This is a genomic window from Dactylosporangium sp. CS-033363, assembly GCF_050942475.1.
Taxonomy (GTDB): domain Bacteria; phylum Actinomycetota; class Actinomycetes; order Mycobacteriales; family Micromonosporaceae; genus Dactylosporangium.
The window spans coordinates 7,991,044-8,014,574 of record NZ_CP192032.1; the positions used below are offsets into that span (position 1 = coordinate 7,991,044).

23 protein-coding genes are annotated in these 23,531 nt (G+C 73.5%); 14 read left to right on the plus strand and 9 right to left on the minus strand.

Annotation, left to right across the window (positions count from 1 at the left end):
• The first annotated feature begins 32 nt into the window (after positions 1–32).
• The 6 genes from ACQPZ4_RS36990 (at position 33) to ACQPZ4_RS37015 (ending at position 5,905) form a co-directional block, all read left to right on the plus strand.
• Positions 33–734 carry a hypothetical protein gene (locus ACQPZ4_RS36990; protein WP_433046498.1) on the plus strand — a complete coding sequence of 234 codons (702 nt, stop codon included), beginning with the start codon at positions 33–35 and terminating at the stop codon, positions 732–734.
• 37 nt (positions 735–771) lie between these two features.
• Positions 772–1,569 carry an AIM24 family protein gene (locus tag ACQPZ4_RS36995; protein ID WP_433046501.1) on the plus strand — a complete coding sequence of 266 codons (798 nt, stop codon included), beginning with the start codon at positions 772–774 and terminating at the stop codon, positions 1,567–1,569.
• A gap of 7 nt (positions 1,570–1,576) precedes the next feature.
• On the plus strand, positions 1,577–2,467 hold the full coding sequence (locus ACQPZ4_RS37000; protein WP_433046503.1) for an AIM24 family protein: 891 nt from the start codon (positions 1,577–1,579) through the stop codon (positions 2,465–2,467).
• 75 nt (positions 2,468–2,542) lie between these two features.
• Complete coding sequence (locus tag ACQPZ4_RS37005; protein ID WP_433046506.1) at positions 2,543–3,508, plus strand: arabinan endo-1,5-alpha-L-arabinosidase; 966 nt, start codon at positions 2,543–2,545, stop codon at positions 3,506–3,508.
• A gap of 38 nt (positions 3,509–3,546) precedes the next feature.
• Positions 3,547–4,308, plus strand: coding sequence for a cyclase family protein (locus ACQPZ4_RS37010; RefSeq protein WP_433046509.1), 762 nt, complete (start codon positions 3,547–3,549; stop codon positions 4,306–4,308).
• A gap of 1 nt (position 4,309) precedes the next feature.
• The gene (locus ACQPZ4_RS37015) at positions 4,310–5,905 is read left to right on the plus strand and encodes a thiamine pyrophosphate-binding protein (protein WP_433046512.1); all 1,596 of its coding nucleotides are present in this window, start codon (positions 4,310–4,312) and stop codon (positions 5,903–5,905) included.
• Here ACQPZ4_RS37015 and ACQPZ4_RS37020 read toward each other — a convergent pair.
• Positions 5,789–6,352, minus strand: coding sequence for a GtrA family protein (locus ACQPZ4_RS37020; protein WP_433046515.1), 564 nt, complete (start codon positions 6,350–6,352; stop codon positions 5,789–5,791). The two genes, ACQPZ4_RS37015 and ACQPZ4_RS37020, sit on opposite strands and share 117 nt — an antisense overlap.
• Before the next feature lie 76 nt (positions 6,353–6,428).
• On the opposite strand from ACQPZ4_RS37020, the gene ACQPZ4_RS37025 reads away from it, so the two are divergent.
• From ACQPZ4_RS37025 to ACQPZ4_RS37035, 3 genes are read left to right on the plus strand one after another with little or no spacing between them, the layout of a single operon-like run.
• Positions 6,429–7,190 (plus strand): SDR family NAD(P)-dependent oxidoreductase, encoded by a 762-nt coding sequence (locus ACQPZ4_RS37025; RefSeq protein ID WP_433046518.1) that lies wholly within the window; start codon positions 6,429–6,431, stop codon positions 7,188–7,190.
• A 30-nt stretch (positions 7,191–7,220) separates the two neighbouring features.
• Complete coding sequence (locus ACQPZ4_RS37030; protein WP_433046521.1) at positions 7,221–7,640, plus strand: hypothetical protein; 420 nt, start codon at positions 7,221–7,223, stop codon at positions 7,638–7,640.
• Between the two features lie 25 nt (positions 7,641–7,665).
• A complete protein-coding gene (locus ACQPZ4_RS37035; protein WP_433046524.1) occupies positions 7,666–8,313 on the plus strand; it encodes a DUF4304 domain-containing protein in 648 nt (215 codons plus the stop codon).
• Between the two features lie 124 nt (positions 8,314–8,437).
• On the opposite strand, the gene ACQPZ4_RS37040 is transcribed toward ACQPZ4_RS37035, so the two are convergent.
• Positions 8,438–8,974: a snapalysin family zinc-dependent metalloprotease gene (locus ACQPZ4_RS37040; protein WP_433046527.1), complete on the minus strand. Its 537-nt coding sequence runs from the start codon at positions 8,972–8,974 to the stop codon at positions 8,438–8,440.
• An 85-nt stretch (positions 8,975–9,059) separates the two neighbouring features.
• A complete protein-coding gene (locus tag ACQPZ4_RS37045) occupies positions 9,060–10,643 on the minus strand; it encodes a mucoidy inhibitor MuiA family protein (protein ID WP_433046530.1) in 1,584 nt (527 codons plus the stop codon).
• A gap of 32 nt (positions 10,644–10,675) precedes the next feature.
• Here ACQPZ4_RS37045 and ACQPZ4_RS37050 point away from each other — a divergent pair, with 32 nt between their 5' ends.
• A complete protein-coding gene (locus ACQPZ4_RS37050; RefSeq protein ID WP_433046532.1) occupies positions 10,676–11,278 on the plus strand; it encodes a class I SAM-dependent methyltransferase in 603 nt (200 codons plus the stop codon).
• Here the strand turns inward: ACQPZ4_RS37050 and ACQPZ4_RS37055 are convergent.
• Genes ACQPZ4_RS37055 through ACQPZ4_RS37070 form a run of 4 tightly spaced genes read right to left on the minus strand, consistent with a single transcriptional unit; the run spans position 11,257 to position 18,839 of the window.
• Positions 11,257–12,063: a S1 family peptidase gene (locus ACQPZ4_RS37055; RefSeq protein WP_433046534.1), complete on the minus strand. Its 807-nt coding sequence runs from the start codon at positions 12,061–12,063 to the stop codon at positions 11,257–11,259. The genes ACQPZ4_RS37050 and ACQPZ4_RS37055 overlap by 22 nt on opposite strands.
• Positions 12,064–12,093: 30 nt before the next feature.
• Positions 12,094–15,063 (minus strand): hypothetical protein, encoded by a 2,970-nt coding sequence (locus ACQPZ4_RS37060; RefSeq protein ID WP_433046536.1) that lies wholly within the window; start codon positions 15,061–15,063, stop codon positions 12,094–12,096.
• On the minus strand, positions 15,060–18,062 hold the full coding sequence (locus ACQPZ4_RS37065) for an FtsX-like permease family protein (protein ID WP_433046539.1): 3,003 nt from the start codon (positions 18,060–18,062) through the stop codon (positions 15,060–15,062). The genes ACQPZ4_RS37060 and ACQPZ4_RS37065 overlap by 4 nt, the downstream gene beginning before the upstream one ends.
• An 18-nt stretch (positions 18,063–18,080) precedes the next feature.
• A complete protein-coding gene (locus tag ACQPZ4_RS37070) occupies positions 18,081–18,839 on the minus strand; it encodes an alpha/beta fold hydrolase (RefSeq protein ID WP_433046542.1) in 759 nt (252 codons plus the stop codon).
• Between the two features lie 184 nt (positions 18,840–19,023).
• On the opposite strand from ACQPZ4_RS37070, the gene ACQPZ4_RS37075 reads away from it, so the two are divergent.
• Positions 19,024–19,731 (plus strand): TioE family transcriptional regulator, encoded by a 708-nt coding sequence (locus ACQPZ4_RS37075; RefSeq protein ID WP_433046545.1) that lies wholly within the window; start codon positions 19,024–19,026, stop codon positions 19,729–19,731.
• Positions 19,732–19,804: 73 nt separating this feature from the next.
• On the opposite strand, the gene ACQPZ4_RS37080 is transcribed toward ACQPZ4_RS37075, so the two are convergent.
• Complete coding sequence (locus ACQPZ4_RS37080) at positions 19,805–20,062, minus strand: acyl-CoA-binding protein (protein WP_433046548.1); 258 nt, start codon at positions 20,060–20,062, stop codon at positions 19,805–19,807.
• Positions 20,063–20,117: 55 nt separating this feature from the next.
• Between ACQPZ4_RS37080 and ACQPZ4_RS37085 the strand changes: the two genes are divergently transcribed.
• The 3 genes from ACQPZ4_RS37085 (at position 20,118) to ACQPZ4_RS37095 (ending at position 22,165) form a co-directional block, all read left to right on the plus strand.
• Positions 20,118–20,942, plus strand: coding sequence for a hypothetical protein (locus ACQPZ4_RS37085; RefSeq protein WP_433046550.1), 825 nt, complete (start codon positions 20,118–20,120; stop codon positions 20,940–20,942).
• A 196-nt stretch (positions 20,943–21,138) separates the two neighbouring features.
• Positions 21,139–21,576, plus strand: coding sequence for a hypothetical protein (locus tag ACQPZ4_RS37090; protein ID WP_433046553.1), 438 nt, complete (start codon positions 21,139–21,141; stop codon positions 21,574–21,576).
• Between the two features lie 88 nt (positions 21,577–21,664).
• Positions 21,665–22,165: a hypothetical protein gene (locus ACQPZ4_RS37095; RefSeq protein WP_433046556.1), complete on the plus strand. Its 501-nt coding sequence runs from the start codon at positions 21,665–21,667 to the stop codon at positions 22,163–22,165.
• On the opposite strand, the gene ACQPZ4_RS37100 is transcribed toward ACQPZ4_RS37095, so the two are convergent.
• Positions 22,047–23,522 carry a carboxylesterase/lipase family protein gene (locus ACQPZ4_RS37100; RefSeq protein WP_433046559.1) on the minus strand — a complete coding sequence of 492 codons (1,476 nt, stop codon included), beginning with the start codon at positions 23,520–23,522 and terminating at the stop codon, positions 22,047–22,049. The genes ACQPZ4_RS37095 and ACQPZ4_RS37100 overlap by 119 nt on opposite strands.
• Positions 23,523–23,531 lie beyond the last annotated feature (9 nt).

Here is a 23,531-nt window from a genome sequence, read left to right on the forward strand (position 1 = left end):
GCGCGAGGCATTCGGCGAGAGGACGAGGGACCATGACGCAGAACGGGATGCGACAGTACGACGACCGCATGGGTGGCCCCGGCGTCCTCCAGCAGCCTGGTGAGATGCCCCCGGGCATCGCCGGCGACCAGGCCAAGGCGCTCGCGGTGCTCACCATGGCGCAGCGCACGGCCGAGGAGCACATCAACACGGCGATCGCCGAGGCCGACCAGATCCAGGCCCAGGCGCACGCCAACGCCTCCCAGATCATCTCCGACGCGCAGGCCCAGGCGGGCGCGCTGCGCGACGAGGCCGAGAAGATCCTCAGCCGGGCCCGGACCGCGGCCGAAAAGATCGCGCGGGAGGCCGAGGCCTACGCGGCCGACACCGAGCGCAACGCCGGCGAGGTGCTCGCCGACGCCCAGGCGCGGGCCGAGGACATCGTGCGCGAGTCGCAGGAGAGCGCGTACGACATCAAGCAGCGCGCCGAGCAGATCTACGAGGACGTCGTGGGCGGCCTCACCTCGAAGCGGCAGGCGCTGCAGGGCCAGATCGAGGCCCTGGAGCGCTTCGACCAGGAGTACCGCAGCCGGCTGACCTCGTTCATGCAGCAGCAGATGCGCGCCCTCTGGGTGGGCCAGCCGCAGGTGAACGGGCCGCAGGAGTTCCAGGAGGGCAACGCCGTGGCCGGCGAGCTGCTCCCGGCCCAGCGCACCGCGCACGAGGACGAGCGCGACCCGCAACCGGCGGAGTAAGGCGTTTTCTCAGGAAACACCGGCTAGCGTCCGCCGGGTGGAGCGGATCGAATGCCAGTGGTGCCGGCTGCAGAATGCGCCCGGCGCCACGTCCTGCCTGACGTGCGGCGCGCCGCTCGACGTCGCGAACCTGGTGAGCGACTCGGGCTGGCGCGAGGCGCCGCGGCTGCGGGACATGACCGAGTTCCGGTTCTCGAACTCGGTCGCCCAGGTCGAGGGCGAGCTCGTCCCGGTCATCGACATGGCCCTCGCGCCCGGTGACGCCGTGTACTTCGAGCACCACGTCCTGCTCTGGAAGGACGAGCAGACGCCGGTGACCGCGATGCCCACCGGCGGCGGCATGCGGCGCGTGTTCGGCGGGATGCCGTTCGTGCTGACCCTCGCGCACGGGCCCGGCCGGGTCGCGTTCTCCCGCGACTCCCCCGGCGAGCTCGTCGTGCTCCCGCTGCACCCCGGCATGGAGCTCGACGTGCGCGGCCACGCGTTCCTGCTCGCCACGCACACCATCGGCTACGACTTCATCCGCATCCAGGGCCTGGCCAACGTGCTGCACGGCGGGAACGGGATGTACCTGGACCGGTTCGTGACCCAGGCCGCGCCGGGGCTCTTGGTCCTGCACGGGTACGGCAACGTCTTCGAGCGCTACCTGCGCCCCGGCGAGAAGATCCTGGTCGAGCCGGGCGGGTTCCTGTACAAGGACGCCTCCGTCGGCATGCAGGCGGTGCAGATGCCGGTGAAGACCGGGCTGATGCGCCGCGGCATGTACCTCGCGGAGATGACCGGCCCCGGCCGCGTCGGCATCCAGTCCATGTACGTGCACCACCACGCGGAGTGATGCCACGATGACGACTCCCGAGGGCTGGACCGTCTGCCGGTACTGCCGCATGCCCCACCCGCCCGCCGGCCCGTCCTGCCCGAGCTGCGGCGCCGCGCTCGACATCCGGCAGGTCGTGACCCGGTCCGGCTGGATCGAGCAGCCGCCGATCAAGGACCTGGCGCGCATCCAGTTCGGCCAGTCGCGCGTGCAGATCGAGGGCAAGTACGTCCCGGTCGCCGACTTCACGCTGTCGGGCCAGGAGTGGATCTACTTCGCGCACCACGCGCTGCTGTGGACCGAGCCCGGCGTGCAGCTGGGCAACACCTCCCTCGCCGGCGGCTGGAACCGGATGCTGGCCGGGCTGCCGCTGATCATGGTGGAGGCGCGCGGGCCGGGCCGGGTGGCGCTCTCCGGCGACCGGCCGGGCGAGCTCATCGCGCTGCCCCTGGCGCCCGGGCGGCACGTGTGGACCCGCGAGCACCGGTTCCTGACCGCGACCGGGAACATCACGTACACGTGGCAGCCGACCGGCGTCTGGTACGACACCGGCACCGGCGACGACCGCGAGACCCACTACCCGCTGGGGCAGTTCGGCGACCTGTTCACCGCCCAGCAGGGGCCGGGGCTTTTGCTGCTGCACTCGCCGGGCAACACGTTCCTGCGCGACCTGGCCCCGGGCGAGACGATCCTCGTGCAGCCGGGGGCGCTGCTGTACCGCGACGTCTCCGTCCAGGCCCACCTGCACCTGGAGTACCCGCGGGGCAACCAGCGCATCTCCTGGCGCTCGTCGTTCAGCCAGCGCAACGTGTGGCTGCGGCTGATCGGCCCCGGCCGCGTCGCGGTGTCCTCCGTCTTCCACCACACCAGCGCGGAGACCATCACGCGCAATTCCGCGGCCACCGTGCAGCGCTGGTAAGTTTCAGAGGAACTTGACAACCGTCTATATGTACGGCTCGAATGTGTGAGCGCTCACATTCGAGGAGATACCGCCATGTCCCTGCGCTTGTGGCTTGCCGCGGCCGTCGCCGCGGCCGCCTTCGTCGCCGTCGTCCCCGCCGCGAACGCCGCCACCTACCCGAATCCCGGCGTCGTGACCGGGAACACCGGCGCCCACGACCCCTCCGCCGTGAAGACGCCGGCGGGCGGGTACATCGTGGCGTACACCGGCAGCAACATTCAGCTCAAGACCTCGTCCGACCGCACCGCCTGGCGCAACGCCGGCGCCGCGTTCCCGGGCGGCGCGTCGTGGACCCTGCCGTACACCGGCGGCGGCAACCAGCTGTGGGCGCCGGACATCTCGTACCACAACGGGCTCTACTGGATGTACTACGCCGCCTCCACGTTCGGCTCCAGCCACTCGGCGATCTTCCTGGCCACCAGCACCACCGGCGGGTCCGGCTCGTGGACCAACCGGGGCCTGGTCATCGAGACCACCTCATCGAGCAACTACAACGCGATCGACCCGAATCTCACGATCGACGCGACCGGCGGCTGGTGGCTGTCGTTCGGCTCCTTCTGGACCGGGATCAAGCTCGTCAAGCTCAACCCGTCCACCGGCCTCAGAGCCGATTCCACGGTACGGTCCATCGCCCAGCGCACCGGCTCGTCCACGGCCATCGAGGCGCCGTACATCGTCCGGCACGGCTCGTACTACTACCTGTGGGTCTCGTTCGACCTGTGCTGCCGGGGCGCGTCGAGCACGTACCGGATCATGGTCGGGCGGGCTTCGAGCGTCACCGGGCCGTACACCGACAGAAACGGCGTCGCGATGACCTCCGGCGGCGGGACGGAGATGCTCGCGACCCACGGCAGCATCCACGGCCCCGGCCACCAGGCGGTGCTCGCCGACAACGACGGCGACGTGCTGTTCTACCACTACTACGCCAACAGCGGCGCGTCCTACCTGGGCATCAACCGCATCGCGTACGACGGCGCCGGCTGGCCGTACGTGTTCTGACCCTTGCGCACGGCTCGGGCCGGTTCTACGGTCGCGGCATGTCGCTCTTGACCGATCTGGTGGCGGCCGTCTCGGACGGCTCGATCGAGGTCGTCGACCTCACCGCACCGCTCAGCGGGGACACGCCGATCCTGCAACTGCCCGAGCCGTTCGGCAACACGTGGCGCTTCGAGTTCGAGGAGATCAGCCGGTACGACGACCGCGGCCCGGCCTGGTACTGGAACAACTTCCGCTCCGGCGAGCACACCGGCACCCACTTCGACGCGCCGATCCACTGGGTCACCGGGCGCGACGGCGAGGACGTGGCCCAGGTGCCCGCCCGGAAGCTGTTCGCGGAGGCCGTCGTGATCGACAGGGCCGACCGGGCCGCCGCCGACCCCGGCTACCTGCTCGAGATCGACGACGTGCGGGCCTGGGAGGCCGAGCACGGGCCGCTGCCGTCCGGCGGCTGGCTGCTCTTCCGCACCGGCTGGGACGCCCGCGGCGACGACGACGCCGCGTACCTCAACGCCGGCAACACCCCCGGCATCTCCCCCGAGTGCGCGAAGTGGCTCGCGACCGAGACCCCGATCCTCGGCCTCGGCGTGGAGACCGTCGGCACCGACGCGGGCGCCGCGCACTCCTTCGACCCGCCGTTCCCGTGCCACTCGTTCCTGCTCGGCGCCGGGAAGTACGGCCTGACCCAGCTGCGCAACCTGGACCGCCTCCCGGCCCGGGGCGCGGTCGTGGTGGCCGGCCCGCTGCCGATCGTGCGCGGCTCCGGCAGCCCGGCCCGCGTGCTCGCCCTGGTCGAGCGCTGAGGTGCTGGTCGCCGAGGCCGTCGGCCGGGCCCTGGCCGCGACCGGGGTCGAGCACTTTTTCGGGGTGGTCGGCTCCGGCAACTTCCACCTGACCAACGCGCTGGTCGCGGCGGGCGCCCGGTTCGTCGCGGCCCGGCACGAGGGCGGCGCGGCGGTCATGGCCGACGCGTACGCCCGCACCTCCGGCAAGCTCGGCGTGCTCACCCTGCACCAGGGCCCGGGCGTGACCAACGCGCTGACCGGCATCGCCGAGGCGGCCAAGAGCCGGACGCCGATGGTGGTGCTCGCGGCCGACACCGGGGCTGCCGGGGCGCGCTCGAACTTCCGCCTCGACCAGGCCGCGCTGGCGGCGGGGATCGGCGCGGTCCACGAGCGCGCCGCCACCCCGGCGTCGGCGGTTTCGGACGTGCTGCGGGCCGTGCGCCGGGCCCGCACCTCGCGGCGGACCGTTCTGGTCAGTCTGCCACTGGACGTGCAAGCCGCCGTTTTCAGCGGCGATCTTGCTGTTCCTTCTTCGCCGGCTGCTGTACAAATGCCGGATTTGGCGGCTTTAGCGGCTCTGGCTTCGCTGCTGGCGAGCGCTCGCCGCCCGGTTTTCATCGCCGGACGCGGTGCACGTGGGGCCGCGGCCGCCATCTCCGCCCTGGCCGACCGGTGCGGGGCACTGCTCGCCACGTCCGCCGTGGCGCGGGGGCTGTTCAACGGCTCGCCGTGGTACCTCGACGTGGCCGGCGGATTCGCCTCCCCGGCCGCCGCCGCACGCATCGCGGAGGCGGACGCGGTCGTGGCGTGGGGCTGCTCGCTGAACATGTGGACCACCCGCCACGGCGCGCTCCTGGGCCCGGATGCGGCGGTGGCGCAGGTCGACGTCGACCCGGACGCCCTGCACACCGGCCTCGGCGTCCTGGGCGACGCGGCCGCGACGGCCACCGCGGTGCTGGACCTGGTGGCGCCCTCCCAGGGCTACCGGACCGCGCCGCTGCCGAGCGTGCGCTGGCGGGACGTGCCGTTCGACGACCTGTCCGGCGACGGCCGCATCGACCCGCGCGCGCTGTCCATCGCGCTCGACGACCTGCTCCCCGCGGAGCGCACGGTCAGCGTCGACTCCGGCAACTTCATGGGGTACCCGTCGATGTACCTCGCGGTGCCCGACGAGGCCGGCTTCTGCTTCACCCAGGCGTTCCAGTCGATCGGCCTCGGCCTCGCGACCGCGATCGGCGCCGCCGTGGCCCGCCCGGACCGCCTGCCGGTGGCCGCACTCGGCGACGGCGGCTTCCTGATGGGCATCGCGGAGCTGGAGACCGTCGTGCGGCTGGGGCTGCCGATGGTGATCGTGGTGTACGACGACGCCGCGTACGGCGCGGAGGTGCACCACTTCGCCGGCCAGGACCTGTCCACCGTGACGTTCCCGGACACGGACCTGGCCGCGATCGCCCGCGGCTACGGCTGCGCCGGCGTGGTGGTCCGGACCCCGGCGGATCTAGGTGCGGTCCGCGACTGGCTCGGCGGCCCCCGCGATCGCCCCCTGCTCATCGACGCCAAGGTTTCCGCTGCCCGCGGCTCCTGGTGGCTCGAGGAGGCCTTCCGGGGTCACTGACGGCTTGTCCCGGAACACCCACCAGCGGGACAGGCTGTAGGTGAACACGGCCACGAGCCCGGCCGCGATGAGCCGCGAGACCCGCACGTCCAGGCCCAGCTCGTACAGCCCGGACGACACCCCGACGGTGATGAGATAGTCACCGACGGCCACCGCCGCGTACCGCAGCACCTGCTTGCCCACGGGCGCGTGCGACCGGAAGTTCACCGTCCGGTTGAGCACGAAGTTGAGCGCGAACGCGGTGAGGTACGCGATCGACACCGCCACCGGAATCGGCAGGTGCGTCGTGTGCCGCAGCAGCACGAGCAGCGCCAGGTCCACCGAGAAGGTGAACCCGCCGAGAATGGCGAACCCGGCCAGCTCGCGCGGGAGGATTTTCCTGAGCCGCGGCGGCAGGCGATCCACCCACCCGGTCAGGAACTGGCCGGCGCGCTCCGCTGCGGTCATGGTGGTCATCCTGCCCTACGCGTCTTAAGCCCCGGCGGAGACCCCGCGAACACTCCCGGCGCGTACCGTCGGGTTCATGACGACGGTACTGGTGACGGGCGGCACCAGCGGCCTCGGCCGGGCGATGGCGGTCGCCCTGGCCGCCACCGGCGCGAGGGTGGCCCTGACCAGCCGCGACCCGTCCCGCGCCGCCGCGGTGGCGGCTTCAATTCCGGGCGCGATCGGCCTCGGGCTGGACGTCCGCTCGTCGGCGGCGGCCGCGGTGGACGAGGCCTGGTCCCGCCTGGGTGGCGTGGACCTGCTGGTCAACAACGCGGGCATCGGCATGCGCACCGTCAACCCGGCGTTCATGACCGACCCCCAGCCCTTCTGGCAGGTCTCCCCCGACGGCTTCCGAGCGGTGATCGACACCAACCTGACCGGCTACTTCCTGGTGGCCCGCGAGGTGGTCCCCCGCATGCTGACCGCGGGCGCGGGCCGGATCGTCAACATCGCCGTGAACGAGTCCACGATGACGAGGGCCGGCTTCACCCCGTACGGCCCGTCGAGGGCGGGCAGCGAGTCCCTGTCCCGCATCATGGCCGCCGACCTGCGCGGTTCGCCGGTGACGGTCAACCTGCTGCTCCCGGGCGGCGCCACGGCCACGGGCATGGTCCCGCCGGGCACGCAGGCCCCGCTGCTCTCCCCCGACATCATGGGCCCCCCGATCGTGTGGCTCGCCTCGGACGCGGCCGCGGGCGTCCACGACCAGCGCATCGTGGCCACGGAGTTCGGCACCTGGCTGGCCGCGCGCGGCACAGATTCGGGAGTTGACCAGCCCGGTCCGGGTCTACCGTGAGCTGAGCAACACCAGCCGAGGGGGCCAGAGATGACCGACGCCGACATTCCCTACGTAGTCGAACACGACACCAACTACGACGGCCACGACGAGTGGCTCAGCGTCGACTCCAACGCCGACGGCCGCGACGACGTCTACCAGTACGACCTGGACGGCGACGGCAACCTCGACAACCAGGCCTGGGACAGCAACCACGACGGCACCATCGACGCCCGCGGCTACGACCAGGACCACGACGGGCGCATGGAACAGATCAAGTACGACACCGACAAGGACGGCAAGGCCGACCTGCTGCAGGTGGACACCGACGGCGACGGCTACCTGGACCGCCTGTACACCGACACCAACCACGACGGGCAGTACGACCGGGTGGACGCCATCCACGCCCAGGACCCGAAGATGACCCACTACACGGACCACTACACGAATGGCGCCCACTACAACGGCTGACGCGCCCGGCCCGCTCTTCGGCGCAATGCTGCGCTCCCGGGTCGGCCCGCTCCTGCGCAACGCCGGCTTCACGGGCACGGCCCCGACCTGGTGCCTGCGCTCAGCCTTGGGCGACTACGCGGTGGTGAACTTCGCCCGCTCACGCTGGAACACCGCGGACGAGGTGCGCTTCGACGTGAACCTGGGACTGGCACCGCGGGCGTGGTGGTCCTTCTCCACCCGGTTCCTGCTGGACCGCGCTCCGAAGACGCCCCGCGTGCACGACGGGCTGTTCGACAAGCGCTGCCACCCGGAGCGCCGCTACCCGGACTGGCGGCACCCGGTCCTGGGGCGCGACGGCTGGGTTGTGCGGGACGCCGCCTCGGCTGAGGTGTGCGCGGAGGTGCTGTGCGACGAGCTGACCTCGGTCGTGATCCCGGAGCTGCTCGCCCTTCAGGACCGCGCGACCCTCATCGCGACGCTCCGCGCGGAGGCGGACGACTGGGGCGTGGCCGCGTGGTACCGGCTGCCCCGGAAGGTCGCTGTCGCCCTGGTCATGGTGGACGATGGCCCGAGCCCGGACATCGCCGAGGCGATCCACATCGTCCGCAGTCTGCCCGCCGGCCGATTCGAGGCCCGGGACGCGCTCCTGGACGTGCTGATTCACGCTCAGACGCCGAACAGCGTCACCTGAACACCCGCGGCGCACCGTGGCGGCCGTGGGTGGTCAGAAGATCGTCGCCCGCATGGACGGCAAGCTCCGGAACCGTTGGGAGTGGACTCGGCCCCCGAACCCACGGGGCGCGGGGGCCGGAGCGTCAGCCGATGTAGACCACCTCGACGCCGTTCGTCGACGGGACGAGGCCTGAGGCGAAGTTCCGCTGCACCTGCGCCGCCTCCGCCGAGCTCGGGTTGGCGTTGGTGCAGGAGACCGGCGCGCTGGAGCCCGACATCAGGTCGCTGCACAAGCCCGTGCGGTTGTCCGGCAGGCCCAGGATGTGGCCGAACTCGTGGGTGGCGATGCGCAGGCGGTAGTAGCCCTCGTTCACCGCCTCGCGGCCCATGTACCAGCGGCCGTTTCCAAGGGAGGTGGTGTACGTGCGGGGCCAGCCGTTGTCGGCGTACACGCGGATGTTCGGGGTGCGGCCGGCCGGGGCCTTCACCAGGCGGACGTTCGTCACCTTGGTGTTCCACAGGCTCGCGGCCTGGTCGACGACCGACACGAACTCCTGGGCCGTGCTCGAATCGTAGTACAGCGTGCGGGTCGCGGCGTACGCCTGACCGCCCGCCACCAACTGCACGCCCACCAGGGCGAACACGGTCAGTAGCGCGGCGGCCAGCCTGCGTCGGAGCATCGGGGTACCTCCTCAGGAAAGGGGAACCCGCCAACGCTATTCCGAAATCGACATATTTACATACATCACAAAGAATCCATAGCGCCTACTCGCGCCAACCCGACAGTTCGATGCCCTTCGCGGTCTCCACCCGGTAGCCCAGGCGGACGACGTAGGACTGGCCCTCCGGCAGGGCTACGCGCCATGTCAGGACACCCAGGTCCGTTCGCTCCGCGGGGGCCGGGTCGATGGCCGTCTCGCGGACCGCGATGCCGTCGTGGCGGCTCACCGGGAGCTGGTCGAGCACCGTCAGGCGGATCTCGCGGCCGGTGTAGTTGGCGATCGTCGTGCGGTATTCGACCTCGCGGCGGCGGGTCGAGCCGAGCGTGGCCTTCGTGGCCGTGCGCTTGGTCAGTTCGCGTTCCACCCGGACCCGGTCGTCCAGGCCCAGCGCCAGCTCCAGCTCCTCGCCCGGCGCCCACGTGGCCAGGGCGGTCCGGCTCACGAAGTCGGCCTCGTGGAAGACCGCGGCGGGACCGGGCGGGAAGGTGTGCGCGGACGAGTTCGTCGCAAGGGCCCGCAGGTGTACGTCAGTGCTGCCCGCCGGCGCCGTGACGTAATCGAGGTGCGCGGCGAGGTCCAGCACGGCGATCGTCGCGCGGGCGGTGGTGCCGTCGGCGGGGACGGCCACGGCGCGCGCCGGGCGGTACGTGGCCGCCGTCGCGCCCTCCTCCACCCGGGCCTGGCTCTGCTGCATCGGCGCGGCGAGGTCGAAGGCCACTTCAGCCATCATCGGGGCGGCAGCCATGGGGGCCGCGCCCGGCGCCGGGGGTGCGCCGCCGAATGCGCGCGAGGCGTAGACGGGCGGCGGCGGGGGCAGCAGCGGGTCGAGGTACCACGGCGAAAGTTCTGGAACCGAGGCACTGCCGGTGGTGCGGGCGGTGGACAGCGCCAGCTCGCACTCCGGCCAGTCCTCGCCGGTGCGCTGCTCGACCAGGCCGAACCAGCTCAGCTGCAGGGTGTCGCCGGTCAGCCGGACGTCGTACGTCGAGCGCCAGCCAGCGTCCGGGACCTGGTACGACACGTCCAGCTCGACGGCCCCCGGCGTGGCGACGGCGAGGGTGATCACGGCGTAGCGCGCGTCGGGTTCGCGCTTGCCCGACAGGTCGCGCAGCTGGCGGTCCAGCGCCGCGATGCGGTCCGTCACCTCGGTGCGCCGGCGTTGCAAGTCTCGCAGGCCGGACAGTACCGTGGCCAGCTCGTCACCCATCGTGGCCGAGAACGCGGTGACCGACTCGGCCTGCGCGTCGCCGCCGGCCAGGGCGCGGGCGTAGGCGCCGGTGGCGCGCTCGCCGAGCGCGACGAGGAAGGCCTGGCGCTGCCGCAGTACCGTCTCCGCGTCGTCAAGCCCGTCACTCTCCGCGCTGAGGCGGCGGCGCTCCTCGGTCACCCCGGCGACGGTCGCGTCGGACGGCTTGTCGCGCCGGCGCAGGACGAGGTCCACGCCGAGCACGGTCGCGGGTCCGCGCCCGCTGACCCGGATCGAGTCGCCGTCGAGCCCCATCGGCAGCGGCCCGACCTCGACGGCCTGCTCACCGGCCTCGAGGCTGGTCCGCCCGCGGCGCGTGACCCGGGCCTGCGTGGGGTACACGGTCACCGCGACGATGGCGGCGTCGATCGAGTTCTGCACGCAGCGCACGGTAACGCATAAGCTCAACGGCCGTGGCGTACTGGGAGACCGTCGGCGCGACGAAGACCTTCACGCACCCGCTCAACCTCGGCTGGCTCGCCGAGGTCCCGCACAGTGCGCGCATCCTGGACTACGGCTGCGGCTACGGCCGCACGATGGCCGAGCTGACGGCGGCCGGCTTCACGTCCGTCGCCGGCGCCGACGTCTCCGCCGCGCTGCTGGCCCGCGGCCGCACTCTGCACCCAGGTCTCCGGTTCGACGTTATGGCAACCCCGCCGCTCGTACCGCACGAGCCCGCCACCTTCGACGCGGTGCTGCTCTTCGCCGTGCTCACCTGCGTCCCGGCCGACCAGGACCAACAGGCCCTCATCGCCGAGGTCCGCCGGGTCCTCAAACCTGGCGGCCTGCTCTACGTAAGTGACCTCCTGCGCCACGGCGACGAGTCCCGCTACTCCCCCGACGGCGTCTTCACCACGAGCGACGGCGCGCGGTGCCGCCACCACGACCGGCCGGCCCTGCACCGCCTCCTGGCGGACTTCACGCTGCGCCGCGAGGAGGAGCTGACGGTCACGACCATGAACGGCCACGAGGCGCGCGGCGTGCAGCTCCTCGCTCAGTACGGCCCGACCCCGTAACCCGACGCCGCCCGCACCGCCGACGCGAAGTACGTGACCCCGCCGCTCGTACAGTTGCCGCTCCCCCCGGACGTCATGCCGTAGCCGACGGTCCCGGCGAACAGGGGTCCGCCGCTGTCCCCGGGCTCGCTGCAGACGGTGGTGCGGATCAGCCCGTACACCGTGCCGTCGGCGTAGTTGACCGTCGCATTGAGCGCGGTGACCCGCCCGGTGTGCACGCCCGCGGTGCCCCCGACCCGGGTGACCGTCTGCCCCACGACCGGCGTCCCGAAGCTCTTGATCGGCGCGAGCGTCCCGTTGTGCAGATTGATCGCACTGGGCTTGGCGATCGTCGTGTTCGTGTAGTGCACGAGCGCGTAGTCGTAGGACACGTTCTTCGTGGCCACGGTGCCGAGCACGACCGTGTGGGCGGCGTCGGAGTACACCGTGGACCCGACCGCCCCGACACAGTGCGCCGAGGTCAGGAAGTAGTAGTCGGGCAGCGACCGCGCGTTGAACCCGATGAGGCACCGCCCACCGGCCGCCCCGAAGAACGGATCGGCCCCGGCGATGTGCTTGCGCAGCGTTCCCGGCTCGCGGACCACGGTGCCCCCGGCCCGCCGCACCGCGCGGGTGAGCGCATCGGCCGACCGCACGGTGTCATCGACGCTCACCACGAGCCGCCCGCCGGCCGGGTCGTGCCACCACGCGGTACCGGCGGCATGCTCGAACGCGGTGACACCGGGCGAGGCATCGGCCGCGGCGGACCCGAACGCAAGCACGATGAGCAGTACCAGAGCACGCATCGCAGACCTCCAACGATGGACGTCGATGGCTCAGGATACCCTCTCGTTGCTGCGGGCCGCTACGAACGTCAGCAGGAGCATCGAGGCAAGCCAGGTCAGCGGCAGCGCCAGGGTCACCGGCCAGTTCGGCAGCGGGAGGTCCGGAAGCTCGTTGGCGGCGCCGAAGATCGGCAACGACCAGCCCGTCAGGCGCCAGACCGCCAAGGCCGCCAGCAGTCCCAGCACGCCGGAAGCCAGGACCAGAGCCGGATAGGTCCACAGCGCGGCGCGGCGGAGGGAGCCGCGGCTCAGACCCTGCGCTCGCAGTACCGAGGCATCCGCGGCGCGCGACGAGCGGTCCACGGCGGCGATCATCGTGATGCCGCCCGCGGCCAGGAGCACGGCCAGGGCGCCGGTCAGCAGGTGGAACCACAGGGCCAGGGCCGGGCCCTCGCCGTCCAACCTGGTCCGGACCGAGGCGATGTCGCGGTCCGCGGTCACGATCAGGCCCTGCTTGGCCAGGCGGGCCAGGGCGTCGGACGGGGCCGCGGCGCTGAGCCAGACCTCCGGCAGGGTGGCCGCGCCGCCGTCCGAGGAGACGCGGTCCGCGTACTCCAGGTCGACCAGCGCGCCGAACGAGCCCACCCGCGGCAGGGCGACCGCGCGGCCCGCCGGGCGGACGTCCGTCGGGCGGCCGTCGACGCCGGCGACCTGGGCCGGGAGGGGCACCGTCGACACGGCCGGCAGCGGGTACGGGGCGTCGGCCGGCTGGAACCATGCGCCGTCGGTCAGGACGCCGCGGACGGCGAAGCGCAGGCCCTCGCCGGTCGCGGTCAGGGTGCCGCCCGTCGCCCGCCAGTGGGCCGCGTCGGTCAGGTCGGCGGCCGGGGCGGACAGGCCGCGCAGGGTGACGGTGGCGTCGATCGCGGCGCCGCCGATGCGGTCGGAGCTCAGGCGCAGCGCGGCCAGGCGGCAGCCGTCGGTGCAGACGTCGTCGGTGTGGTGCAGCGTGTACTGCCCGTCGTTCACGGTCCCCAGGTCCGCGACGGCCGATCCGCGGCCGGTGACCGACTCCAGGACCGCCTTCACGCGCACCGGCTCCCGGCCGGTGCTGGTCACGTCGACGTCGAAGGTGAACGTGCGGCCGTCCAGGATCACCGGGTCGCGGGCCGGCGGGTGGAGCAGGGCGGGCAGGCGGGCCGGGTCCAGAGCACCGTACTGCGGCAGCCACGGCACCACCGCCGGCAGCCGGGCGGTGTCCACGGCGAGCTTGGCCGGCTCGCCCGGAGCGCCGGCGGGCAGGCGCGCGGCGGCCATCGCCCAGCTGCCCTTGGGATCCGCCTGGCGTACCGCATGCAGCAACTGCTGCCGCGTCACCGGCCCGACCTCGAGGACCCGCGCGGCACCCGTGCCGATCCGGGCGGCCAGGTCGCGGTCCTGGGCGGCGACGTCGGTGGCGCTCACGGCGTACCCGAGGACGGCCATGGCGGTGATGAGCAGCAGCAGCATCCGCTGGGCGGCCGGGCGGCGACCGGCCTGCAGGGCGGCGAGCGCCAGCCCGAGGCGGCCGCGGCGCAGCCCCCACCGGCCCAGCGCGCGGGCGGCCGGGGCGAGCAGCCGGGCGCAGGCGACGGCGAGGGCGGCGATGCACAGCGCGGGCGCGAGCAGCCCGACCCCTTCGAGGCGGCCGTCGCTGGTGAACAGCTGGACGAGGGCGCCGGCGGCGAGTACCGCCACGACCACCGCCGACCGCCAGCCGAGCCGGCTCCGGATCCGCACCCGGCGCAGCAGGTCGACGACCGGGCCGGCGAGGTGGCGGCGCTGGGCGACCACGGCGACCGCGATCGCGCCGAGGGCGGTGAGCGCGGCCAGGCCCAGGCCGGCGGACACGTCGAAGGCGGCGAAGCCGACGCCGGGCATCCGCCAGCCGATCAACGCGGCCACGACCAGGCGGCCGCCGATCAGGCCCGCGACCGACCCGGCCAGGATCGCGGCGACGGACTCGCCGATGGCCAGCAGCAGCCGCAGCCACCAGCGGGTGCCGCGCAGCGCGACCACGGCCAGCTCCGGGCGGCGGCCCTCGGCGCCGTAGTCGACCGCGAGGTACACGGCGAGGTAGGCGAGCAGCAGCAGCGGCACGGCGCCCGCGGGGACGCTGCGGCGGGCCAGGTCGCGGCTCTGCTCGACGCGGTCGATCAGGCCCGGCATCTGCGTGGTGACCCGGTAGTCGCCGCCGACGGACTTGGCCCGCTGCTGGAGCTGGGTCACGCGGTCGCGCAGCGGGCCGATCGCGTCGAACACGGCCGGGTCGGCGGTCGCGTCGAGGGAGACCGTCGCGTGGTACGGCTGGAGCCGCTCGATGGTCGCCGCATTCGTGAAGACCGGCTCGGCGCGGCGGCCGGTGGCGTCGGCGGCGAAGTAGTCGTGGCTGCCCCAGTACTGGTCCTGCGGCGCGGCCGGCCGGTACACGCCGGCCACCACGACCTCGTTCGGCGGGCCGTCGGCCACGAACTTGGCCGGGCCGCTGAGCGAGGACTCGATCCGGGCGAACGTGATGACGACCCGCGAACCCGCTCCCAGCTTCAACCGCTCCGCGGCCTGCTCGCCGAGCAGGATCTCGCCCGCGCCGAGCACGCAGCGGCCGGCGACCATCTCCAGGTGGGCGCACGCGTCCTGGCGGAACACGACCCGCGAGCCGCCGTCGCCGCCGGGCTCGAGGCCGATGACGGGGAACTGCACGCCGTACACGTGGGCGAAGCCGGGCTGGTCGAGCAGGGCGCCGGCGACGCTGTCGAAGTCGATGCTGGACGCGGTGCCGCGCACGTCGGCCTCGGAGGTCACGGTGATCGCCCGCTCGCCGGGGGCGGCCGCGGCGACCTCGCCCCGGGCCACGGCCAGGTCGACGGCGGCCAGGTAGGCGGGCACGGCCACGGTCGCGCCGACCGCCAGCATCGCGAGCAGCACCAGGGTGATCGCCTGGCCGCGGCGGGTCCGGAGCATGGCCAGAACCAAGGAGATCATGTTTCGGTACCCCGTGCGGTGAGCGCGGCCAGCCCGGACACGGCGACCAGCAGGATCAGGGCGGCGAGCCCGGCCGCGGCGAGCGCGCCCGGCCGCAGGGCGGGCGGCGGCGCGGTCAGCCGCCAGTCGTCGACGAACGCGGCCACCGGGGCGTCGATCAGCCAGCCGGCGAACCCGGCCGCGAGCACCCCGCCGAGCGCGCCGAGCACGAGCAGCGCGGCCTGCCCGCCGGCGGCGGCGGTCCGGGTGGCGCGGGCGGGCACGCCCTGCACGCGCATGGCCCGCACCTCGGCCGCGCGGACCCGCCGCTCGACCGACACCGCGGCCGCGGCGGCGACGGCGGCCAGCAGCAGCCCGGCGACCGCGGACAGCAGCCGGAACCGGGCGGCGAACGCGGTGCCCTGCTCGGCCAGGCGGGCGGTGTGCTCGGCGGCGGTCTCGGTGCGGAGGACCTCGACCCCGGCCGCGGCGAGCCGGTCGGCGATGGCCGCCGCCCGGGCCGGGCCGACGGACGCGGCCAGCCACACCTGCAGCGTGCCCGGGTTGCCGGGGACGGGCAGCGCGCGGGCGACCGCGTCGAGGTCGACGACCAGCCCGGCCCGGCCGAGCACGGGCACGACGTCGCGGCGGGCCACGATCCGCACCGGCTGCGGGGGCGAGCCGAACGGGGTCACCGTCGGCTCGGCCGAGCCCCAGTCCCGCGGCGGGTCCCCGGCGAACACGGCCGGGATCGGCAGCGCGCCGTCGACGAGGTACGCGCGGTTGTCCGGCCGCGCCTGCGAGGTGCCGTCCTGCGGAGGCGGCGGCACGCTGAGCGTCAGCGCGCCCTTGTCCGGGGCGACCACGAGTCCGGGGCCGGTGAGCACCGCGCGCCAGCGGCCCGGGTCGCCGAGGTGGCCGGCGTCGAGCACGAGCGCGGCGGGGCCGACCTGGCGCAGCGACCGTACCGTCAAACTCGACGACGCCGCGGGTGCCGCCGGCTTGCCGTCCTCGTCGGTGGGCCCGACCAGCGCCAGCCCGACGATCCGGCAGCCTGGCGCCCCGCAGCCGGCCAGCGGCGCGCTCGCCTCGCCGTCGCCGGGCGCGAACGGGCCGAGGGTGACGGCGACGGCCGCGCCGGTGCTCGCGTTGGCCAGCTGCACGATCAGGCGCAGCGGCCCGGGCGAGTCGTTGCGCACGGCCAGGGTCAGCCCGGTCCCGTCCACTGTGGATGAACTGGTGGCCCGGGCGGCGGTGAGGGCGGTGGCCACGTCGGGCGGCAGCGCGGCGGCCCCGGCGGTGACGGCCGCGAGCCGGGCCGCGTCGACCGCGAGGACCGGCGGCGAGACGGTGTCGTCCAGCGCCACCGCCATGGCCTCCCTGCCCCCGGGATCCGCCTCGTGTACCGCATGCAGCAGTGCCGTCTGGGTGTCCGCCCGCACCGTGAGGACGCGCGCGGCGCCCAGCTCGACGGCGGTGCGATCGGCCCGCGCGTCGCGCCCGGCCAGCAGGTCCCCGCCGGCCAGCCCGAGCAGCGCCACCGCCACGGCGACCAGGGCGAAGATGCGGTGGATGCCGGGGCGGCGGTGGTACTGCAGCGCGGCGAGCGCCCACGGCACCCGCCCGGCCCGCAGCGCCCCGCGGCCGGCCCGCCCGGCGAGGGCCGTCACGACCCGGGCGAGCAGCGCGGCGGCGGCCAGGGCCAGCAGGACCGGCGCGACGATGGCGAGCCCGGACGGTACACCCGCGGGCTCCTGGGAACGCACCTGCATCAGGGCCGCGGCGGCTCCGGCCACGAGCAGGAGATCGAACAGGGCCGCCCCGCGCCGCCCGGCGGAGGGGGCCCGGCGCAGCAGCTCGGCGACCGGGGTCCGCAGCAGCGGCAGGTCGGCCAGCACGAGCAGGAGCAGCCCGGCGGCGAGCGCGACGGCGGCGGCGGCCCCGGCCGCGGCGAACGCCTCCGCGGGCGCGGGCCCACCGGCCGCGGCCCGGGCCGACGCCCAGCCCAGCACCAGCCCGAACGGCACCGCGGCGAGCATCGGCAGCAGCTGCTGCCAGACGGTGAGCCGGGCGGTCCGCGAGCGGGTCGCGCCGCGCAGCTTCAGCAGGGCGTAGTCGGGGCGGCGGTCCTGCGCGGTGTACCGGCCGACGATCCCGAGCGCGAGCGCGCACAGCACGAGCGCCTGGACCCAGCCGGCGAGGACCCCGCGCCGGGTCGCCGCCCGGTCCCCGGCCACCTGCGCGAGGAGCTCGTCGGGCGGCCCGTCGTACCCGAACCCGGCCGTCTGCAGCGCGTAGGTGAGGTCGTCGACGCCGTCCTCCAGCAGCACCCGCGGCGCCTGCGTGGTGTAGACGGCGGTCGGCGCGGCGAGCAGCCCGGTGAACGAGCCGATCGGCACGAACACCGGGTCGGTCGTCTCCTCCCCCGCCGCGATCCGCCCGGGCGTGAACGCGGGGTCGGCCCACCAGGCACTGCCCGGCTCGTCCCGCTCGTACACCCCGGTGACCTTGATCGTCAGCGGCGGCGCGGTCCCGGCCTGCTGCGCGACGAGCTCGAGGGTGTCGCCCGCCCCGACCTGCAGCACCTTCGCGGCGGCGCGGCTGACGACCGCCTCCCCGGGCGCGGCCGGGCAGGCGCCGTCGATGCGCATGTGGTCGCAGGCCTGCTCGCGGTACGCGATCGGCACCATCTTCCCGATCCCGTCGACCCGCGCGACCAGCGTCTGCGTCAGCCCGAGCGTGACCGGCCCCTCCGGCGCCGGCAGCACGTCCTCGGCCGCCGCCCGGAACTGCCCGAGCGCCGCCGCCGGATCGGACCCGGTCCCCACGGGCCGCCGCACCGACAGCAGCCGATCCGCCGGCGAGGTCCGGGCCACGTCGGCCGCGCTGGTCCGCTCGGCCGCCGCCGCGTCGAACAACGGCCCGGCGGCGGCGACCCCCACGAACAGCGCGGCGAGCGCGAACACGGCGAGGCTCTGCGCTCCCCTGCGGCGAAGAGCGCCGATCACCAGTCGCAGCATCGCGCGATGGTACCTAGATTATTGAGAGAGCGCTCTCCCCAAGAATTTCTTGAGGATGGGGAGGACACGTTCGGCCTGCATGGCCCCCATGTGATCGAGCCCGTCGAGGATGTGCACCTCCCAGCCCGTGGATTCGAGCTCCGCCCTGTGGTCCCGGACGGCCCGCGCGAGGTCGATGGTGGTGCCGCCCCACCGCTCGTCGTAGGTGATCGAGTCTTCGCCGCCCATGATGCACAGCCGCGGGCAGGTGACGTGGACCCGCTCGTCGAAGTCCTGCAGCCCCTCGTACAGCGTCACGAACTGCCGCGTCGCCGCCTCGGACAGCGTGAACTCGGCATCGGCCCAGGCGTCCCCGGTCTGTGCTTTCGTCTCCGGCGGATCGACCGCCATCGCATGAGCCGCGGTCGTGATCTTCAGCATCCCGGCATACGGCGCCCCGAGCGGCGGCCAGCCCCCCATCGCGAGCGCCGTCACCCGGTCCGTCCGCGCCGCGAGCTGCAACCCGCTGAGGGCCGTCCAGCTGTACCCGTAGAACGCGAACTGTTCCGATCCGGTCGCATCGGCCACGGCGAGCATGTCGGCGGCGACGTTCGCGGCGGTGAGGGTGTCCGGCTTCGGTACCGCGAGCACGTGCCCCTCGTAATCGAACGCGACCACCCGGAACGCGCCTTTGAGCCCGTCGATCAGCTGCCGCCCGAGCGCCGGATCGGCCCCCCACTGCCGCAGCTCCTCGGCCCGCGCCCCCTCGACCGGCACCGGATTGACCGGCAGCAGCACGGTCGGCCCGTCGCCCTCGACCGTGACTTCGATGGTGTTCCCGTCGTGCAGGCGTACTACCATGACCTCAACCGTATCGTTGAACCTCCTTGTGAGGCTTTTCCCTCCGTGGCTTGGATTCGCTGTGCCAAAGTTTCAAAGGCCGGTAGACCTGGCCCGGGAGCACGGAATCTCCCCGCAGTCGGTGCGCAACTACGAGGCCGACGGCATCCTCCCTCCGGCCGTGCGCAGCGAGTCGGGGTATCGCCGGTACACGGAGGTGCACGCGGCCGCCTTGCGCGCCTTCCTGGCCCTGATCCCGGGCCACGGCCACGCAGTCGCGGGCGACGTCATGCGCCTGGTGGCCGCGGGCTCGACCGACGCTGCCCTGCGCGTCCTGGACGCGAGCCACGCCCAGCTGCTGCGCGACCGCGAGATCCTGGACGGCGTGGCCTCGGCCGCGTCGATCCTGGCCGGCCCTGTGCCCGCCCCATCGGCTTCGGCGGCGGGGCCGCTGCCGATCGGCGCCCTGGCCCACCGGTTGGGCGTCAAACCGGCCACCCTGCGCAAATGGGAACGGGCGGGCATCCTGACCCCGGCCCGCGTGACCGGCCAGCGCGTCTACGGCCCGCCGGACGTCCGCGACGCCGAACTGGCCCACCTGCTCCGCCGCGGCGGCTACCTGCTGGCCCACATCGCCACGGTGGTGGCCCAGGTCCGCGCCGCCGGCGGCCCCTCGGCCCTGGCCGAAACCCTGGCGACGTGGCAGTCCCGCCAGGCTTCACGAGCCCGCTCGATGCTGACGGCCGCGGCCAGGCTGGACGAGTACCTGCTCGTTCGGACCCGAACCTGCTCGTTCGGACCCGAACATAAAGGAGTCCGGCATCCACGGGGGAAGATGCCGGACTCATAGATCATGTTAGCTGCAACCCGCCCCGCGCGCCAGCGTTGCGCCCCGACGGTCACACACTTGTCATCTTTTGCGGTCAGCGCCCCTGGAGCCGGCGGACGAGCTCGACGTACTGCCGCTGCGCCTCTTCCCGATCGGTCCCGGCCACGTTCTTCCACGCGTCGAACTTGGCCCGCCCGGTGAGATCGAACATCCCGGGCCGACTCCCGCTGGCGTCGCCCTGGGTCCCCTGCTTGTACAGCGCGTAGAGCTTCAGCAACACATCGTTGCCGGGCCGCGCCCCAAGCTTCTTCACGTCGACCTGCGCCTGCGCAAACTCCTCGCCCACGGACATGCCCAGACCCTATCCCCTGCGCCGACCGGCCGCCCGGGACCGGCACGCTGGTGCGATGTCACCGTTTTCCGGGCCGCGGATCAGCCTCGACCTCCGCTGCGACACCACCGCCGGAGACCTCGGCCCGGTCCTGACGACCTGGTTCGAGCGCAGCCTCCACGACATCGCCGCCCCCTTGCACGAACGACTGCTGGCCCGAACCGCCGAGCCCGCCGACGTACCGGTGGCCCGCGGCGTCTTCGGCGGCCCGCCGGGCGAGGTCTGGGCCGGCCTCTGCAGCGAGAACCTGGGGTACGTCGCCTACTCCACCGGCCGCTACGCCCAGTTCCGCCGCGACGTGGCCGCCGGCGTCGACAACCTCAGACTGGACATCGGCTCGGTCGCCCCGCTGATCCTGCCGCCGGAGATGCTGGAGGCGGGAATCGACTGGCCGGTGACCTACGAACTGCAGCCGGACCGTCTCACCCTCACGTTCATTCGCGACGACGACGGAACGGGCTGGTTCACCCTGGACGTGGACCCGAAGCTGATCGCCCCGGGCAGCGCCGGTGCAGCAGCCCTGTCGACCATGATCGCCGCGGCCGCCGACCAGTTCCCGATCATCACCGGCCACGCCCACCTGAACATGCCGGACCTGGACGAGTCAGCGCGCGGGGAGCAGCGGCTCTGGATCGCCTTCGTCGACGCCGAGACCGGCGACCGCTTCGGCGGCCACGCGGCACTGGCCGCGACCGGCCTGTTCACCGGCATCGAACGGTCGGCGCACGGCGGGTACATCCTCAAGACCTCTCCGCACGCGCAAGACCTCCTGACGAAACCCGGCGACCGCGGCGCTTTCCGTTGGTGGGCTTCGCTGGGTCGTCCCGTCGAGGGCTCGTAGGCGCCGACCAGCTTAGCCGGGGCGGGCGCAAGCTGCCGAGTTTCTGCCGCATCCGTTGCATGGCCAGGGAAACCGGCGCGTGGTCGCGGCTTAGCCGGGACTTCGGTGGGCCTCAATACATTTTGCGCAGTGACTTTCACCGACCGTCGGGCGCCTGCGGGACGCTGTCGATGGGGAAACGGGGTATCCCATGAACGTGCAACGAACTGTCGGCGGGCGGGTGCGGCGGCTCGCCGTGCTGGCCGCTACGGCGCTCGCGCTGACCGGTGGCGGGCTGGCGGTGTCCGCGTCGCCGGCGGCTGCCGCGTCCGGGTGTTCCGGGAACGGGCCGGTCGTGCAGGACTGGTGGAACCCGCCGCGGGCGACGAAGTACTGCAACGCCTACCGCTCCGGCTACGTCTACGCGATCGCCTCGCAGGGCGAGCTGTCCGGCTACCTGTACGCCGGCACGAGCTGGTTCGTCTGCCAGCTCACCGGCGGCGAGAACCCGGCCGTCGGCAGCGCCCACAACAACTGGTGGCTCTACACCCAGGGCGACACCGCCTACAACTACGGCGGCTGGGGCTGGTTCCCGGCCACGATGGTCTCCGGCGGCGGCAACTACCAACCGGTCCCCGGCCTGCCGATCTGCTGACCCGATCCACCTGGAGCGCGGTCGCGCAATGCGGCCGCGCTCCGTGCGGGGTCTTGCGTCCCGGTCAGGCTTGACGCATGATTTGAACATGTTCAAATACGGGTCGGCCGCCACCTGGCTGATGATCGGGCTGGTCGGATCGGTCCTGGTCCGCGGTTCGCTGTGGGTGGTTTCGCTGCTGAACATCACGCCGCTGCTCGGGCCGGTCGCGCTCCTGTCCGGCCGTACGGTCGGCGGGGTGATCTGGGCCGGCGACATCGTCGCGTCGTTCGTGCTCGCCATCGTGACCTGCGTCGTCTGGCGGGGGCTGCGCGACTACCGCCCGTGGGCAATCCGGCCGGCTCAGGGACTGGCCTGGTTCTACATCGCCACCAACGTGGTGGCCGCCGGCGCCTGCGTCAGACACCTGCCGGACTGGGACCTGCTGGCCGTACCCCTGGCCTGGTACGTCGTGTCCATCGGCATCGCCGTCATGGTGCTGCTGCGGGTAGCGGCGACAACACCGGGAAGGCGAACTCCTGCCAGAGCCGGCGGGACGCCTCCTCCGGGTACGGCGCGACGTCCGATCGTGCGTCGAATACCTGCGTGAGGCGCTTCTCCCCGTCGTACGCCGGCCACCCCGGATCCCCGTGCGCGGCGAACCCCGTCCAGGCCGCCCGCATCTCCGCCGACAGGACCTCCGCGGCGGGAGGCGGCGGCGACCCGACGAGCATGCCCGGCAGGCCGCCGTTCAGGTTGCCCAGCACCAGCGGCACGTCGAGCCCGTGGCAGGCGCCGAACCCGCCGCCCATCCCCGGCGCGGGCCAGGTCAGCTCGTACACGTAAGCGCGCCCGCCCGCCGCCGCCTGGGCCGAGGCCAGGTGCAAGGAGGGCATCCGGAACAGCCAGTCCGACAGGACCAGCTCGAACAGCTCCTCCGCCCCCGCCGACGGATAGGCCTCGCGGTAGCGGCGCTCGCCGTCCGGCCCCGGGGCGAACAGCCGCAGCGCCTCGGCCGCCTGATCCGGCGTGACCTGGCCCAGGACCCCGGTGAGGGCGGAGAACAGGCGCTGCTCGTCGCGCGTGTGGCCGACCATCAGGTCCAGGTCGCGGGCCGCACCGGACGCGAGCGCCTGCCACGGCGTCGTGGGCAGCACGTCGCCGTCGACGACCGGGGCGAACATCACACCCCGGAGCGCGACCGGACCCCAGCGCCCGGCCCGCGAGGCAAGGGTGTTCTGGATCTCGTCCGCCGCCGCGACCAGCAGGTCCGGCTCCAGCGCGCCCAGATCGGCGACGGTGGCCGGCGCGCCCAGTTCGGCCGCGATGTCGGCGGCGATGCCGGCGGCCAGTACGGGCGAGAAGAACGGGCCGGGCACGCTCTGCGCGACGGCCCGCTGGAACAGCCCGGCCGCGCGGGGCATGGCCAGCAGCGAGGCGACCGAGCCGCCGCCCGCCGACTCGCCGAAGACGGTGACGCGGGCCGGGTCGCCGCCGAACGACGCGATGTTGTCCCGGACCCACTCCAGGGCCGCGACCTGGTCGAGCAGGCCGCGGTTGGCCGGAGCGCCCGCGATCTGGGCGAAGCCCTCGACGCCCAGGCGGTAGTTGAACGTCACGACGACCACGCCGCCCTCGTGGGCCAGGCGGGCGCCGTCGTACTCGGGGCTGCCGGACGCGCCGATCGTGTACGCGCCGCCGTGGATCCACACCATCACCGGCAGGGCGGCGCCCGGGTCGGGGGTCCAGACGTTCACGGTGAGCCAGTCGTCGCCGATGGCGTTGCGGCCCGGCTGCGGGGGCGGCGGTCCGTACTCGAGCGCCGGCCGCACGCCGTCCCAGGGCTGCATCCGGGCGGGGGCGGCGAAGCGGAGCGGGCCCACGGGCGGCGCGGCGAAGGGGATGCCGAGAAAGACGTGCTCGTCGCGGCCGCGGACTACACCGGCCGTCGTGCGGACCTCAGCCATCCCCGGAGT

Bases quoted from the DNA above. Each gene is read 5' to 3' on its own strand.
- ACQPZ4_RS37010 (WP_433046509.1), top strand. From the start codon at position 3,547: ATGTCGCTCTTGACCGATCTGGTGGCGGCCGTCTCGGACGGCTCGATC.
- ACQPZ4_RS37000 (WP_433046503.1), top strand. From the start codon at position 1,577: ATGACGACTCCCGAGGGCTGGACCGTCTGCCGGTACTGCCGCATGCCC.
- ACQPZ4_RS37055 (WP_433046534.1), bottom strand. From the start codon at position 12,063: ATGCGTGCTCTGGTACTGCTCATCGTGCTTGCGTTCGGGTCCGCCGCG.
- ACQPZ4_RS37065 (WP_433046539.1), bottom strand. From the start codon at position 18,062: ATGCTGCGACTGGTGATCGGCGCTCTTCGCCGCAGGGGAGCGCAGAGC.
- ACQPZ4_RS37080 (WP_433046548.1), bottom strand. From the start codon at position 20,062: ATGTCCGTGGGCGAGGAGTTTGCGCAGGCGCAGGTCGACGTGAAGAAG.
- ACQPZ4_RS37100 (WP_433046559.1), bottom strand. From the start codon at position 23,522: ATGGCTGAGGTCCGCACGACGGCCGGTGTAGTCCGCGGCCGCGACGAG.
- ACQPZ4_RS37005 (WP_433046506.1), top strand. From the start codon at position 2,543: ATGTCCCTGCGCTTGTGGCTTGCCGCGGCCGTCGCCGCGGCCGCCTTC.
- ACQPZ4_RS37025 (WP_433046518.1), top strand. From the start codon at position 6,429: ATGACGACGGTACTGGTGACGGGCGGCACCAGCGGCCTCGGCCGGGCG.
- ACQPZ4_RS37085 (WP_433046550.1), top strand. From the start codon at position 20,118: ATGTCACCGTTTTCCGGGCCGCGGATCAGCCTCGACCTCCGCTGCGAC.
- ACQPZ4_RS37040 (WP_433046527.1), bottom strand. From the start codon at position 8,974: ATGCTCCGACGCAGGCTGGCCGCCGCGCTACTGACCGTGTTCGCCCTG.
- ACQPZ4_RS37035 (WP_433046524.1), top strand. From the start codon at position 7,666: ATGCTGCGCTCCCGGGTCGGCCCGCTCCTGCGCAACGCCGGCTTCACG.
- ACQPZ4_RS37095 (WP_433046556.1), top strand. From the start codon at position 21,665: ATGTTCAAATACGGGTCGGCCGCCACCTGGCTGATGATCGGGCTGGTC.
- ACQPZ4_RS37060 (WP_433046536.1), bottom strand. From the start codon at position 15,063: ATGATCTCCTTGGTTCTGGCCATGCTCCGGACCCGCCGCGGCCAGGCG.
- ACQPZ4_RS37020 (WP_433046515.1), bottom strand. From the start codon at position 6,352: ATGACCGCAGCGGAGCGCGCCGGCCAGTTCCTGACCGGGTGGGTGGAT.
- ACQPZ4_RS36990 (WP_433046498.1), top strand. From the start codon at position 33: ATGACGCAGAACGGGATGCGACAGTACGACGACCGCATGGGTGGCCCC.
- ACQPZ4_RS37030 (WP_433046521.1), top strand. From the start codon at position 7,221: ATGACCGACGCCGACATTCCCTACGTAGTCGAACACGACACCAACTAC.